Here is a 14,464-nt window from a genome sequence, read left to right as displayed (position 1 = left end):
CCCCGCACCCCGCCCCCGGCGCGGCCGCCGGCGGCGGGGTGCGGGTCGGCTGCGGCACCCCCTTGGCTGGGGTCCGAGCCCCCCCCCCCCCCCCCCCCCCCCCCCCGGGGGGGGGGGGGGGGGGCCCCCCCCCCCCCCCCCCACCCCCGTCTCGCATCGCAGCTGGGTGCCTCTGGCGTGAGCCACGCCAGTGCGGGATCATGGCCCCGTTCGGCACCCGGCCGAGCCGCGTCTCTTCGGGAGGGCTGATGGCCGCTACCACGCACCGACACGGACGCCGGCGCGCTGCTCGTCTCGTCGGAGCCTTCGCGCTCCTGGCCGCGATCGGTGCGGCACTCGTCGTCGTTGCTCGGCGCAAGCGGGCGGGCGCTGATGCATTCACGCCACGAGTCGAGGTCTCCGACAACGGAATGGAGTACGCCGCGCTGGGCCATGGGCCGAAGACGCTGCTCTTCATTCCGGGCGGGCCCGGAAGTGAGATCCCGACAGGAGGCTTCGCCAGGAAGGGAATCCTGGCGCAGGTCAAGCCGTATGCGGCTGCCGGATACACGGTGTGGCACGTGTGCCGGCGCCAGGACATGCCAGTAGGCCACACGGTCGCCGACATGGCGAACGATTACGCGCAGTTCATCCGCGACGAGCTCGGCGGACACGTCGACGTCGTCGTCGGCGAGTCGTACGGCGGGCTGATCGCCATCCACCTCGCGGCCGATCACGCTAGCCTGATGGACCGCGTGGTGCTCGCGCTCGCCGCCGCGACGATCACAGCCAGCGGACGAGACCTGGACCTGCGATGGGCGCAGGCGCGCGCCGAGGGCCGGTTCGACGATGCCGGTGCCATCGCCCTCGAATACGTCGTGCCTGGTGACGAGATGGCGGGGTTGCGGCGCCGGCTCGGCCCACTGATCGGCCGGATGTTCGCGCAGTCCCACATCCCGCCGGGTGATCTGCTCGTGGAGGGAGAGGCCGAGGCAGCCTTCGATGCGCGCGAGGTGCTCGGGCGCATCACCGTGCCCGTCCTCCTCCTCTGCGGCGACAACGACCGGTTCTTCACGCCCGACATCGTCCGAGAGACAGCGGCGGGCATCCCAGACTGCACCGTGGTCTGGTTCGAGGGCATGGGGCACGTCCGCGCCGCCTCCAGCGGTCGGATTCCCCGCGAGGTCCTCGCCTGGGTTCGGTGAGCTGGAACGCGGTGACGGGATGACACGGCTCGACGACGGCCCGGTCGACCGATACCTCGCATCGCTCGATGAACAGACGCTCGAGGACACCGAGACGCTGATCGAGATGATGCAGCGGATCAGTGGGCACGAGCCGACCCTCTGGAATGTCGGCACGATCGGCTTCGGCACGTACCACTACAAGTACGACAGCGGCCGCGAAGGCGACGGTCACACCATCGGCTTCTATCCACGAAAGGGCAAGCTGACCGTCTACCTGATGGACGGCACGGCGCGCCACTCGGCGCATCTCGCGAGGCTGGGCAAACACTCCGCCACGGGGTACTGCGTCTACATCAAGCGACTCAGCGACGTGGACCTGGGTGTGCTCGCGCAGATCGTGAAGGAGTCGTACGAGTTCATCGAGTCCAAATCGCGGGTCGGCCCGATACGCGAGATCCTCTGGAAGGCAGACGGGTAGTCACCCCCCACCATTCGAGCGTCGACCTGGCGGCTCGAAGGACTACCGATCGGAGTGCACCCTCACCAGGAAATCGTCCACGTTGGGCAGGTGGGCGCGAACGCTGTGCTCGACCTCGGTCGCCACGTGGTCCAGCCGGACGACGTGGTCGCCGATGGCGACGACCGCGTCGCCGTGCAGTCGATGTCCGACCCAGCGGAGCCGGATGCGCTCGATCCGCACGACACCGCTGACATGCTCGATGGCGTGCTCGGCCCGATCGATGAGCTCGGGCTCGACGCCGTCGAGCAGGCGCTGTCCGACGCTGCGAACGGTGCCGATCAGGAGGACGAAGATCGCCGCCGAGATGATCAGGCCGACGATCGGATCGGCGAGTGGGAATCCGAGGAGCACCCCGAGGCCGCCGAACACGACCGCGAGCGAAGTGAATCCGTCCGTGCGGGCGTGGACGCCGTCGGCGACGAGGGCGGCCGAGCCGATCCGGCGGCCGACCCGGATCCGGTAGATCGCGACGGCCTCGTTCCCGGCGAAGCCGATGACGCCGGCCGCGATGACCCACCCGACGTGCTCGAGCGGCTGGGGGTTGAAAATGCGGTCGATCGACTGCCACGCCGCGACGACCGCCGACAGCGCGACGACGAACACGATGAAGAGGCCCGCGAGATCTTCAGCCCGACCGAAGCCGTACGTGTACCGCCTCGTGGCGACCCGTCGGCCGAGCACGAACGCGATCCACAGCGGCACCGCGGTCAGTGCGTCCGAGAAGTTGTGCACCGTGTCGGCCAGCAGCGCGACCGACCCGCTGAACGCGACCACGATGGCCTGCAGCACCGTGGTGACCAGCAGGATGACGAGGCTGATCTTCAGCGCACGGATGCCGGCGCTGTTGGCCTCCATCGCATCGTCGATCGAATCCGCGGCGTCGTGCGTGTGCGGGACGAACAGGTCGTGCAGGAACCCTCGGATCCCGTGCGGGTGTCCGTGATCGTGGATGTAACCATGCGGATGGCCGTGATCGCGGTTGTGCGAATGGTCGTGGCCATGGGCGTGCGCAGGGTCGTGGTCTTGCGCACGATCCGGGCGTTGCTCATGCTGGTCCTCGGATCGGCCCTCGCCTTGGCGGCTCATTCGACGACCCGATCTGCGCGGTGGCGGCGAGGCGTGCCGCCGAGCGAATGCTCGGCCTGGTGGATCGCGTCGGCGACGAGGCGCGATGCGTGCTTTTTCTCGAGCCGGTAGAACACCCGCTGCCCGTCCTGCCGGGTCGCAACGATCCGCGCGAGGCGGAGCTTCGCCAGGTGCTGCGACACCGCCGCCGGAGACTTGTCGAGGTCGAGGTCGACGTACGAAAGCGTCCACCCCGAGGCATCCGCCCGCCACTCGGGCACCGTCGCCAGGTCGACGTAGGTGATGAGGCCACGCGGATGCCCCGCGACGAACGAGGGCGCCCAACCCGAGCGAGGGAACAGCGTCACCGAGTCCCACTCGACTGTGAATCCGTGCCCGGGGCGGTCGTAGCGGGTCCCGCGCGGAAAGCCCAGCCACACGCCGTGTGCGTCCTCGCCCAGCCAGATGCCGTCGAACTCCCCGTGCGGCGGGCGGTCCCATTTCGTCGCCCGCACGTGCACGAGCGATCCGGGGACACGATCGACGGGGCGTTCGGGCGTGGCGGTCACCCGATCACCGTAACGCGGGCCGCCTCGCTCCGACGGGTGCGGGTGCCCTCTGCGAGCCATCCGGTTGGTCCGCTGCCAGTCGCGATACGCAGACCACGATGGATCCTGCCCGAGCGGGGACTTCTCACGGCGGATCCACTGGTGAAGGCTCGCACCGTGCCCGGCGAGCAAGCGCCGGAGACGTTCTCATGACGAGCGACGGGCCGAGACGGCAGTTGCGAGTTCCTCCTCGATAACGTCAAGAGTGCGAAGCTCGGCGATGTGTGCGGCAAGCTCGCGCGCTCGCAGACGGAAACCCGGTTCCCCGAGCAGTCGGTCCACCGCAGACCTGATCGCGTCAGGCGTCGGCCGGCCGGTCTTCAGGTTGAGTCCGACGCCGGACCATTGCACGCGCATCGCGACGTCGGGCTTGTCGGCGCCCGCTCCTGCGGCGACGACCGGAACGCCATGGCTGAGTGCGTACTGCACGCCGCCGAATCCCGCGTTGGTCACGAAGACGTCGGTCTTGGGGAACAGAAGGTCGTAAGGCAGGAACTCGGCGGCGCGTGCATTGGTCGGCAGGCTGCCGAGCTCTTCGATCGGACGGCCGCCCGTCGCTGCGACCACGAGCACGTCGGTGCGTGCCAGTGCCTCGAGCGTCGGGCCCACGAGTAGGCCGAAGTCGTGGTTGTCGATCGTCCCCTGACTCACGTGCACCACGGGCCGTTCGTCGTCGAGCTCGGACCACCACCCCGGCAGTGGTGCCTCGATCAGTGCTGCGGGAAGCACGGTGCCGACGAAGCGTACGTTCGCGGAGAGGTCGCGACGCGGATACTCGAACTCCGGAGGCGACAGCTGGAGGAATCGGTCGAACAGGCGCGAGAAGTCGAAGACGAAGATGTCGAGGGGAGGTCGGCCGAGGTCCTCGAGAATGCGGTCCGCGAGTTGCTGGACTGGGCGGAACACGACGTTCGCGAGGAGGGCGTTCAGTGCTCGGTTCCGGAGCCGACCTGCCATCGATGTTGCCGGCGGAAGGCCCAGGCCGATGGGGCCGACATCGGCGCTCGACTGGCTGAGCGGCACGACTCCAGCGGCGAGCACCGGAGGTCGCGTCGCCGGGGCGTCGAGCAGGAATGGGATGACGCCCATGAACGCGGAGTCGACGAGGATCGCGTCGGGTGCGAGGTCGTCCATCGCACGGCTGATCGCATCGGCCTGCTCGGGGATGGGAAGGACGAAGATCGTCTCCATGCCCTCTCGAATCAGCCGGAGGCTCAGCTTCTGCCCCTCCTCGTCGTCCTCTTGGAGCGTCTGGTCGTCGTAGTCGGCTGCGCCCTTCAGCGGCCGGTGTTCAGCACCGATGCCTTCCACCGCACCCCGGAATCGGGTCCCGGTGATCATCGTGACGACGTGCCCCCGTTCGACCAAGCGCCGCCCGATCGCGAGCATCGGTGCGACATGACCTTGGATTGGCGTCGAGCAGAGCAGGTAGCGGGGCATCTCGCGCCTCCGATGCTTGGAAACGGTCATTGCAGGTCTGCGGAGTTCTCACTGCGAACGCTAGCAAGCGGGGTCGGGGGCGGCCTCGGTGCTGACCCGTGCGTTGTACGGGCGTCTCGGAGGCGATGCAGTCACGCCGATTCCCTGAGTCATGAATCCGCCCGAGAGCCGCTCGGCCACCGGCGCCCACCACGCACTCCCCGGTGTGCGGCGTCGTATCGTGGAAGACGGAAATCCCACGCTGCGAGGGAGGTCGAGGATGAGCGACGATCCCGCGCGCGCCGCGTGGCAGTACCAGCTCGATCGCCTCGCCCGCGAAGAGGCGATCGCCCGTGGCGAAGAGCCCGATGTCGCCGACGTGACGCACGAACCGGCTCGACCGCCCACGCAGGCCGAGCGATCGGCGTACGTGGAGAACGCGATCCAGCAGGCGATCCGCCGCGGCGAATTCGACAACCTCCCCGGCGCGGGAAAGCCACTCGAGGGATTGACGGGGCAGCATGACCCCGACTGGTGGATTCGTCGCAAGATCGACCGCGAGCAACTGAGCGGATTGGGTCCGCCCGCGCTCACATTGCGAGTCGAGAACGCTGAGCTCGAGGCTCGCCTGGATCGCATGCACCGCGAATCCGACGTACGCGAAGCAGTCGAGGACTTCAACCGGCGCGTGGTCGAGGCGCGCCGCCAACTCCTCGGCGGGCCGCCCGTCGTGACGCCGACTCGGGATGCCGGCGACGAGGTTCGTGCATGGCGCGAGCGCCGCGAGGCCCATCAACGCCAGGCGGCAGAGGAGGGCGCACAGCACGAGCAGGGCGCATCACGAACCCGGTGGTGGCGGCGCCGAGGATGAGGATGAGGCGGCGAGGACGGCGCATGCCCATGCCGCCTGAGTCGCCCGTCGTGAGCCGGACCGGACCCTTCCGTGCGGCAACCCGGGACGAAGAAGCCGAATACGAGGAGATGCCGGATGAAGGCGATAGTGGTGACGGACCAGGCGGCGGGAACGGCTGGGATGGCGCTGGTGGAACGGTCCGAGCCGCGCGCAGCGATCAACGACGTCGTCGTTCAGGTGCATGCGGCGGGATTCGTGCCGACCGAGCTGACGTGGCCGTCGACCTGGGCGGATCGCCTCGATCGTGACCGAACGCCGTCGATTCCCGGGCACGAACTGGCTGGGGTGGTGACCGCCCTCGGCTACGGCACGACGGGACTCTCGGTGGGCCAGCGGGTGTTCGGCCTTACGGACTGGCATCGCGACGGCACCCTGGCCGAGTACGTGGCCGTCGAGGCACGCAACCTCGCGCCACTGCCTGGCGACGTCGACTTCATCGAAGGCGCAAGCCTACCCATCTCCGGCCTGACCGCGTGGCAGGGGCTGTTCGAGCACGGCCACGTCCAGGCGGGGCAGAGCGTCCTGGCACATGGCGCGGCCGGCGCAGTCGGTTCGATGGTGACGCAGCTCGCACGAGAGGCCGGTCTCTACGTCATCGGCACGGGACGCGCCGCCGACCGTCAGACCGCACTCGACTTCGGCGCGCACGAGTTCGTCGACCTCGAGAACGACGCACTGGAAGACGTCGGCGCAGTCGATCTGGTGTTCGATGTCATCGGCGGGGACATCCAGCAGCAATCCGCACGCAGAGTTCGAGCCGGAGGAACACTGGTGACCGTCGTCGGGCCGCCCGAGGCCCGGCCTGCAGACGGCCTGGCGGTGGACTTCGTCGTCGAATCCGATCGCGCCCAACTCCGTCAGATCGTCCAGCGGGTGCGGGACGGACGACTTCGGACGAACATCGGCACGGTCGCGACCATCGACGACGCCGTTGCGGCGTTCAATCCGACCGAGCGGGTCACAGGGAAGACGATCATCAGCCTTCGCCCAACGTCCGAGTAACGGTGTGACGGTCTCGCCGACCAAATGGAGAAAGCGACAGAGATGAACGATGTGACGTACACCAATCTCCGATTCGACCCCGACCTGACTTCGATGCATTCGATCGCCAAGCAGATGGCAGACGCCTTCGGATATACCGCCGAGCTCGCCATCGATACTCAACTCGCCCAACTGGTCCGGTTGCGTGTCGCGCAGCTGACGCCCTGCTCGTACTGCCTGATCCTGCACACGAGGACGGCCGTCGAGAAGGGCATCAACCCGGACAAGATCGCGCATCTCGCAAGCTGGCGCCAGAGCGACATGTTCACGGCACCCGAACAGGCCGCTTTGGCGTATTGCGAAGGATTGACGAACTACGACCTGATCGGGTTCCCCGCCCTGCATGGCGAGCTGATCAACCACTTCAACGCAACCCAGATCGCGGAACTCGCCGCCGTCGTCATCAACATGAACGTCTGGACACGATTGAAACTCGCACAAGGCGCCACCCCGCACAGCGCGGCCGGCAACGTGGAGGCGCCACTCGGATGAGCGTCATGATGCACGACAGGTTCGTGCTGGACTGGTCGGGATGGTCCGCGTCAGGCCGAGGCACCGCTCAGACGGGTTCTGGCCATCTTCGTGAACGAACCTTCCCTGACTGACCAAGGCGGCATCACCGCTCGCGCTGGGCCCAGAGCGCCAGGCACTCCGACCGGAGGACCCCCGTTCGGATCTCGAGGCGACGCCGCGTGCGATGGTTGAGTTCGACCGCGTCGATTGAGATCTCGTCCATCGACGCAGGATCAATCACGAGCAACTCGGCCATGGACAACCCGAAGACCAGACGCGAGACGCCGGCTGTCCAAGCGGCCGAGAAGCACATCGCACACGGTTCGACGGTGCTGACCAGCGTGCAGCCATCCAGCGACCGCCCGTGGCGACGCACGGCGTCGCGGACCGCGAGGATCTCCGCGTGACTGGTCAGGTCCGAGTCGGCTTCGACCTGATCGTGCCCACGTCCGACGACGGCGCCCTCAGGCGTCAGGACCACGGCGCCATAGGGAAGCTCGCCACGCTCGCGTGCGAGAGCCGCCAGACGGATGCTCTCCCCCATCGCCTGCTCGTCACCGAGCCTTCGGTGAGCCACTCGGATCACCAGCCTTCCGAGTTTGTTCCTGGCCGGCTGGTCGCGCCGGACGTCGACCTCTGATCACGTAGCGAGCGACGACTCCCGCCGAGGTTCGACGCGAGTTCGGCCATTGCGGCCCGCGTGGCTCCCAGCGATCAGTGCGCTTCACAGTATCGAACGTGCTGGGACGAAGAAGCTCGGCCTGTGCAAGGGGTTGAGTTGGGCCTACCACCCGTGGGTATGTTCGTGCCATGTCATCTCCGACCGAGCAGCTGGCGCCCGCACTCGACATCGACGCCCGGCTCACCGAGATCGAGCGCCGTGTGGACCTGCTCGTCAACGTCACGCCACTCAACGCGGCGGAGGCGTGGGCGGACTTCGAACGCAGTGACTTCGGCATGGCACCCACGCTGCGGCTGCGGCCGTTGGACTTCGACCCGGACCTGGCGCACCGTGACCTGTACGACCTCGAGGTCGAGAACGTGGACGACCCGGCGCTGCACACGCTCTTCCGGGCGAAGAGGGACGAGATCGCCCGGCAGATCACCGCGTTGGAGGACCGCGACACGTCACGATTCCTCTACGGCTCACTCCAGCTCTACGGAACGGTGGCTCCCCCGCTGGCCGCAGCGGCGGAGGAGCTGCTCGAGACGATCCCCCCGCAGGCGCCCAGCACCCAGACCGTCACGGCCGGGGCGTTCGCCGACGCGGCCCGTGCGGAGTTCGAGCGCTACCGCGCCGTGTACCCGGACTTCCCGGTCCACGTCGAGGTACGGGACGACATCTCCGAGCTGATGGTGTCGTTCGGCCACCTGCTCATCCCGGAGTCCGCCGCCTTCCGGGCCGACCGGGTCGAGCCGTTGCTGCACCACGAGGTCGGCACCCACGTGGTCACCTACCAGAACGGTGCCCGGCAGCCACTGACGCTGCTGACCATCGGCCTGCCCGGCTACGACGAGACCCAGGAGGGCCTCGCCGTGCTCGCCGAGTACTTGACCGGGGGGCTGGACCCCCGGCGGCTGCGCGTGCTCGCGGCGCGAGTGGTCGCGGTCGGCAAGATGCTCGACGGCGCCGGCTTCCTGGACATCTTCGAGTCGCTGCGAGCCGACCACCGCATGCCGGCACGCACCGCGTGGTCCATCGCCATCCGGGTCATCGTCGGAGGCGGTTCGGTGAAGGACGCGATCTACCTGCGCGGGATCACGCGCATCCTCGACGCCCTCGCCGAGGGCAGCCGCCTGGACGTCCTGCTCGTCGGCAAGCTCGCGTTGGACCACATCCCCCTGGTGCAGGACCTGCTCGACCGCGACGTGCTCCACGCGCCGTGGGTTCGGCCACGATGGCTGGACGCGCCCGGTGCACAAGAACGTCTGGAGAGGCTGCGCGCGGGCGCGACGGTCACCGACCTCTACGAGGGAGGTGTGGCGGCATGAGGCTTGCATTCCTCGTCAAGGACGTCGACACCGAGGTGGACGAGTACGCGACCACCCGACTCGCCAGGGCCGCATCCAGGCGCGGGCACGAGACCTGGTACGTCGGCGTCGGGGACCTCGAGTTCGGCAGCAGCGACGGGTTGTTCGCGGGCAGGGCTCGCGCCGCGAAGTGGAAGAGCGACGACACCCTCGCGAGCTTCATGGAGGGGATCAAGGCGCGCGATGCCGAGCGGATCGTCATGGACGACCTGGATGCGCTCGTACTGCGCAACGAGTCGGTCGACGACCTGCAGGAACGCCCGTGGGCCAGCCCGATGGGCGTGGTGTTCGGACAGATGCTCGCGGACCGAGGCGTGACGGTGGTCAATGACCCGAACACCCTCCATCGAGCGACCAGCAAGCTCTACCTGGAGGAGTTCCCCGAGAAGGTCCGACCCCGGTCGCTGGTGACACGAGATCCGGAGGCGATCGAGCGGTTCGTCGACGAAGTCGGCCACTGCGTCGTCAAACCGCTGTACGGGGCCAAGGGCCGCAACGTCTTCATGATCGAGGGCCCGGGAGAGACGAACCTCGCGCAGATGACCGAGGCGGTCCTGCAGGACGGCTACGCGATCGTCCAGGAGTTCATCGACGGAGCCCAGGACGGCGATGCCCGAATCTTCCTGTTGGAGGGCCGCATCCTCGAGCGCGACGGCAAGGCGGCCGCCTTCCGACGCGTGCCCACTGGCAACGACCCGCGCGCCAACATCAGCACCGGCGGTCGGTCGGTGCCCCTCGAGCTGGGTGAGGCCGAGCTCGGCATCGTCGAGGCCATCGGCGACAAGCTCGTCGCCGATGGCATGTTCCTCGTGGGCATCGACGTGATCGGCAGCAAGATAGTGGAGATCAACGCGGAGAGTCCCGGCGGGTTCCAGAGCGTCGAGAGGCTCTACGACATCGACATCGCCCAGACCGTCATCGAGGCCCTCGAGCGCCGCGCGAGCCCGGGGCCCTGAGCCGTACCGCCGCTTACCCCGCCCCCGCTCCGCTGCCGGCGAGCGGGTAGAGCCAGATACTGCCCGCGATGACCGCGATGGTCGCGCCCCAGAGCACGGCGTCGATCAAGGACAGACCGCGACCGTGGCGAACTGTGCGCATGAGCGGTGCTGAAGCGAGCCCGCCGACGACAATCGCCCACACGACGAACAGCCACCCGACGATGAACAGGAGGGTCGGCACATCGTCTGAACTCGGGATGCCGAACCACATCGCCTCGCCCGCAGCAAGCGACAGGGCGCCGCACGCGGCGAGTGCGAGCGCCACTCCGGACATAGCGGTCGTCGACAATCGCTCGCGTCGTGTCGTCTCCATGCCAAGAACGCTATTCGGGCACGCTCAGCGGAGGCAATGAGGCAGAGCCACAGCGCAAAGATTCTGTCGAGTTCACGTGGCGTGACGATGCAGCAGCCGGGTGAGGTATGACTGGGGCTGGATCAGCCAGTCCCAATCCACGGCCACCGTGCTCTCGCCGCCCACCACTGGACACCGACGTCCAAAGGGTGGAGCCTCCCCACAGCACCGCTGTCGAGACTTGGCTGTCACGGGCCGAGCAGGCGCAGGTCGGCATTGCCGGGTTCGGCGCTCGGCTCGGCGGTGACCATCCTGCGGCCCAGGTCTGAGAGGGTGTGCCGCACGGCCCGCCCGGCGCGCCTGGTAGTGACGAGGCCCACGCCGCGCAGTGCCGCCGCATGTGAGGAGGCCGATGCCAGGCTGATGCCGAGGTTGGTCGCCAGGCTGCTCGTGGTGTGGCCCTCGGCCGGCCCCTCGGCGAGCGCAGTGAGCACCTTCGCCCGGGTCGCCCCGAGCACGGTGCCCAGTCGGAGATTCGGGTCGTCGGCGACCGCAGCCGGTGCTGCCCAGTCGGCCTGGACCGGGTAGATCAGGCCAAGCTGGTCGCGCCAGTGGAAAGTGAACCCCGGACGGGACCAGGCGGCGGACGGGCTGATGATCAGGCCACGCCCTTCCAGATGAACGTCGGCGTCGACCGGGAGATCGACATCGAGCCGCCCTTCGCGCCACCTGATCGCGGGATGCATGCTGTTCAGTGCCGACTCCATCCCTAGTGTGGCGGCCTGCCAGGCCAGGCGGCCGAGCTCGGCGGTCACGATCCTGCGGAACCCGGGCCGCATCGGTGCCACTACTTCCCGGTGGAAGGCGTCCAACGCCGCGCCAAGCAGATCCATCGCGCGCCCTCTCCCGGTGGCGAGTTCGCTCGCCCAGGCTACTCGCGGCGACGTGGCCGTCGCAGCTTCCAAGTCGGCCCGAACCTGCGCTGGAGGGGTGGCCATCACCAGGTCCAACAGCTCCTCGACCGTGCCGGTGGCCTCCGGGATGAGGAAGCCGGGCACATCACCGTGTGCAGGGGCCAGCTCAAGCAGCGGTCGGGCTGCGGGGGGCAGCGGCATCCTGGCACCCTGGAATTGCCTTCGCACCCGGCTGTGAGGTTGCTGCACGGACTGCGCGCTGCCGACGATGTCGTCGATCACCGACGGCATCTCGAACGTCGTCCGGGCGAGGTCGTCGATCCCGAAGTGAAGACGCAGCATGAGTTCATTGTCGGCCCGAGGCCGGATCATGCCAACGACGGCCGCCACGTTTCGGCTGGGCCCGAAACGATTGCGGCGCTCGGCAGCGCTGAGTATTAATTGGGCGCCGGTTCGAGGACACTCCTTCGAGCCCAGACGACAATCAGGAGACAGCATGAACAGGACACTGGCGACAGCGGTGGCGGCGTCACTCCTCGTACTCGGAACCGCCGGCCCGGTCGCAGCAGACACGCCCGACTCCGCCAACTGCCTTGGCGTGGTGACCCAGCAGCGAGCGATAGCCCACCACGACATCGGCGAGCACGCATCGTCCCAGGAGGAGCCACGCCTCGGACTCGGGAACGTCACCCGAGAAATTCTGGGCGAAGACGCCCACGTCGGCGAGTTCGGTAGCTTCCTCGGCGACATCGACGGGGACCCGGCGACCAGCTGCCATTAGCTGATGGGCGCGTCGGCGCTCGGTGAGCGCCTTCGGAATGCGCTTGGGTCACTTCATGCGAGCAATGTCCTTGACCGGATTCGCCGCGATGACGCCACGACGGACCGCGAAGCCGAGCAGCATGCTGAGAATCGTGCGCGACTGCTTGAGTGTCAACCATCACCCGACACAACCGTCAAGGATCAGCCGAAACACCTCAAGCATCACCCGACGATCAAACGTCAAGGATCGGGCGAAGACATACAGGTGTTCGTAGGGCGGACGGGACTTGAACCCGTGACCGATGGATCTCCTCATCCTGGAGCCTCGGTCTCGGCGTGAGCCGGGATGCCTCGAACAATCTCGACGTGATCAGGAATTCCTTGCCGCGATCGTCACTGTCGGTCTCCGATGCTACCCGATGAGCTCGACTTCCCTCGGGGCATCTCGGGTCAAAAGTGCTGGATAAACGTGCGCGGATCAAGTCATCGATCCAGCTTGTGATGTCTCAGGACATCGGTGACAGTTCTGCCTCAGGACATCGGTGACAGTTGATGTCTCAGGACATCGGTGACGGTGGGAGGGTCTTGGGCCGTCGGCCGCGGGGTTTGCCGTTGCCGACGTATCGGGTTCCGGGTGCCGGCCAGGGGTGCTCGACGATGAGCGTGCCGCGGTCATCGAAGATCATGACGCCCTCGGGTAGACCACGTACACGTACTGGCCGATGGTGTCGCGGCCGGTCTGGAAGCTGATCCCGCGGGCGTAGGCGGTGCCGTTGCCCGCGACCTTCACGACCCGCACCTGATCGTCGCGGCCATCGGTGCGGAACGCGATCGGCGTGCGCGGCGCCGGCACGCCCGGCCTGGGAGGGTCGGCCTTCCGCGTCGCGTCCCAGGCCTGTTGCGGGGTGATCCGGCCGGGCAGCGCCTGGTGCGGACGCTCCTGGTTGTAGATCGCGTCGAACCGGTCGACCTGCTCCTGTAGTTCGGCGAGGATGCCGGCGATGGGCTGCTTGTCCAGGAACCGGAACAGGGTCTGGTGGAAGCGCTCGTTCTTCCCTTGCGTCGTGGGCCGGTACGGCTTGCCGGTGATCGGCTGCACGCCGAGCGCTCGCACGTGCGCGACGAGCTGACCGTCGTAGCCGCGCCGGGACGGGTTCAACGCCGACCCGTTATCCGTGAGCAACCGCTGCGGCACCCCGTGCGCGGCGATGCCCTTGTCCACGACCGTGATCGCAGCGTCCGAGGTTTCCGCGTCCGCGACCAGTGACGCGACCGCGTACCGGGAGTGGTCGTCGATGAGCTGGAAGATCACGCACTTGCGCCCGCCCGCCCGCGAGGACGTACTCGGTCGCGTCCAGTTGCCAGCACGCGTTCGGCGCCGGGTACACGAACCGGCGAAACGCGGCCCGCGGCTTCTTCCGCGGCTCGAGCTTGGCGACCCCGGCGTCGCGGAAGATCCGCGCCAGCGACGCCACCGAGGGTGCGGTCATCCCGAGCGAGCGCATCTTCTCGTGCACGCTGATCGGCCCGTGATCCAAACCCGAACGTTCCAACGCGGCCCGCACCCCGACCGCCTGCTGCTTCACGTCATCAGTGATGGCGTTCGGGCTCGTCTTCGGTCGCCGGCTGCGCGGCTCGAGCGCCGCGGCCGGCCCATCAACCTGCACCCGCCTGCGGATCTCGTAGAACGTCTTCCGCGAGATCCCATGCTCGAGGCAGAACGTCGACACCGCCCCGCGCGGCGCATCAGGCGGCCACTGCGTGATCGCGAGACGGACACGAGGATCGACGGGCTCGTTGCGGCTCATTCCCCAAACGTCGGGGAACTGTCACCACCAAACCGATCCGAAACGTCGCCGATGCAAAGATGCATAACTGTCACCGATGTCCTGCGACATGACAGTCATCGATCCAACTGTATGTCTCAGGACATCGGTGACGTTTCTGTATCAGGACATCGGTGACGCTTCCGGGGTAGTTGGTGGTGACACTTCTCCTCCATCTGTAAGGGATGAGCCGTGTTGAGCCTGTCGAACCGACCTTTGCCTTGAGGTTCGCGGAATCACGCTGATATCCGCGGCTGCCGAGCGTTGGCACATACCGCCGGCATGGCGCTCGCCGTCTCTGTCGAGCTCCCGACCGCGGGCGACCTACCCCAGGTAGGTTTGGCGGAGAACTCGCCTTCGCGCGCAAGTCCGCCTCCGGATACGCCGGCGCGAGCC

Annotated in this window: 13 protein-coding genes and 2 pseudogenes; 8 read left to right on the top strand and 7 right to left on the bottom strand. The window is 67.8% G+C overall.

Annotated elements, in window-relative coordinates; all coding sequences use genetic code 11:
• Positions 1 to 200 precede the first annotated feature (200 nt).
• Positions 201 to 1,184 (top strand): alpha/beta fold hydrolase, encoded by a 984-nt coding sequence (locus ACFQ58_RS07890; protein WP_376950527.1) that lies wholly within the window; start codon positions 201 to 203, stop codon positions 1,182 to 1,184.
• Between the two features lie 19 nt (positions 1,185 to 1,203).
• Positions 1,204 to 1,644 (top strand): DUF1801 domain-containing protein, encoded by a 441-nt coding sequence (locus ACFQ58_RS07885; protein ID WP_376950526.1) that lies wholly within the window; start codon positions 1,204 to 1,206, stop codon positions 1,642 to 1,644.
• Positions 1,645 to 1,686: 42 nt separating this feature from the next.
• Here the strand turns inward: ACFQ58_RS07885 and ACFQ58_RS07880 are convergent, their stop codons facing one another.
• The 3 genes and pseudogenes from ACFQ58_RS07880 to ACFQ58_RS07870 all read right to left on the bottom strand — a co-directional run bounded on the left by ACFQ58_RS07880 (position 1,687) and on the right by ACFQ58_RS07870 (position 4,799).
• The gene (locus tag ACFQ58_RS07880) at positions 1,687 to 2,541 is read right to left on the bottom strand and encodes a cation diffusion facilitator family transporter (protein WP_376950525.1); all 855 of its coding nucleotides are present in this window, start codon (positions 2,539 to 2,541) and stop codon (positions 1,687 to 1,689) included.
• A 227-nt stretch (positions 2,542 to 2,768) separates the two neighbouring features.
• Positions 2,769 to 2,969, bottom strand: a pseudogene (locus ACFQ58_RS07875) (transcriptional regulator); the annotation flags it as partial.
• Between the two features lie 537 nt (positions 2,970 to 3,506).
• Positions 3,507 to 4,799 carry a glycosyltransferase gene (locus ACFQ58_RS07870; RefSeq protein WP_376950524.1) on the bottom strand — a complete coding sequence of 431 codons (1,293 nt, stop codon included), beginning with the start codon at positions 4,797 to 4,799 and terminating at the stop codon, positions 3,507 to 3,509.
• 259 nt (positions 4,800 to 5,058) lie between these two features.
• Here ACFQ58_RS07870 and ACFQ58_RS07865 point away from each other — a divergent pair, with 259 nt between their 5' ends.
• From ACFQ58_RS07865 to ACFQ58_RS07855, 3 genes are all read left to right on the top strand, one after another.
• Entirely contained in the window at positions 5,059 to 5,649 is a 591-nt protein-coding gene (locus ACFQ58_RS07865) for a DUF1992 domain-containing protein (RefSeq protein WP_376950523.1), read from the top strand.
• Between the two features lie 117 nt (positions 5,650 to 5,766).
• Positions 5,767 to 6,693 carry an NADP-dependent oxidoreductase gene (locus ACFQ58_RS07860; protein WP_376950522.1) on the top strand — a complete coding sequence of 309 codons (927 nt, stop codon included), beginning with the start codon at positions 5,767 to 5,769 and terminating at the stop codon, positions 6,691 to 6,693.
• 42 nt (positions 6,694 to 6,735) lie between these two features.
• Positions 6,736 to 7,224, top strand: a complete 489-nt coding sequence (locus tag ACFQ58_RS07855) for a carboxymuconolactone decarboxylase family protein (RefSeq protein WP_376950521.1) — start codon at positions 6,736 to 6,738, stop codon at positions 7,222 to 7,224.
• A 124-nt stretch (positions 7,225 to 7,348) separates the two neighbouring features.
• Here ACFQ58_RS07855 and ACFQ58_RS07850 read toward each other — a convergent pair whose 3' ends face one another.
• A complete protein-coding gene (locus ACFQ58_RS07850; protein ID WP_376950520.1) occupies positions 7,349 to 7,789 on the bottom strand; it encodes a nucleoside deaminase in 441 nt (146 codons plus the stop codon).
• Positions 7,790 to 8,055: 266 nt separating this feature from the next.
• Here ACFQ58_RS07850 and ACFQ58_RS07845 point away from each other — a divergent pair, with 266 nt between their 5' ends.
• Both ACFQ58_RS07845 and ACFQ58_RS07840 read left to right on the top strand, forming a co-directional pair.
• On the top strand, positions 8,056 to 9,237 hold the full coding sequence (locus tag ACFQ58_RS07845; protein ID WP_376950519.1) for a flavohemoglobin expression-modulating QEGLA motif protein: 1,182 nt from the start codon (positions 8,056 to 8,058) through the stop codon (positions 9,235 to 9,237).
• Positions 9,234 to 10,232 (top strand): glutathione synthase, encoded by a 999-nt coding sequence (locus ACFQ58_RS07840; RefSeq protein WP_376950518.1) that lies wholly within the window; start codon positions 9,234 to 9,236, stop codon positions 10,230 to 10,232. Before ACFQ58_RS07845 ends, ACFQ58_RS07840 begins: the two co-directional genes overlap by 4 nt.
• 13 nt (positions 10,233 to 10,245) lie before the next feature.
• Here the strand turns inward: ACFQ58_RS07840 and ACFQ58_RS07835 are convergent, their stop codons facing one another.
• A complete protein-coding gene (locus ACFQ58_RS07835; protein WP_376950517.1) occupies positions 10,246 to 10,539 on the bottom strand; it encodes a hypothetical protein in 294 nt (97 codons plus the stop codon).
• A gap of 275 nt (positions 10,540 to 10,814) precedes the next feature.
• Positions 10,815 to 11,978, bottom strand: a complete 1,164-nt coding sequence (locus ACFQ58_RS07830) for a hypothetical protein (protein WP_376950516.1) — start codon at positions 11,976 to 11,978, stop codon at positions 10,815 to 10,817.
• Here ACFQ58_RS07830 and ACFQ58_RS07825 point away from each other — a divergent pair.
• A complete protein-coding gene (locus ACFQ58_RS07825; RefSeq protein WP_376950515.1) occupies positions 11,977 to 12,261 on the top strand; it encodes a hypothetical protein in 285 nt (94 codons plus the stop codon). The genes ACFQ58_RS07830 and ACFQ58_RS07825 overlap by 2 nt on opposite strands.
• A gap of 512 nt (positions 12,262 to 12,773) precedes the next feature.
• Here the strand turns inward: ACFQ58_RS07825 and ACFQ58_RS07820 are convergent.
• Positions 12,774 to 13,972, bottom strand: a pseudogene (locus tag ACFQ58_RS07820) (DDE-type integrase/transposase/recombinase).
• Positions 13,973 to 14,464: the final 492 nt, after the last annotated feature.

Source organism: Agromyces sp. NPDC056523 (assembly GCF_042794545.1).
Classification (GTDB): domain Bacteria; phylum Actinomycetota; class Actinomycetes; order Actinomycetales; family Microbacteriaceae; genus Agromyces.
The sequence above is the reverse complement of the archived record's forward strand: the minus strand, read 5'-3'. Positions and strand labels throughout refer to the sequence as shown.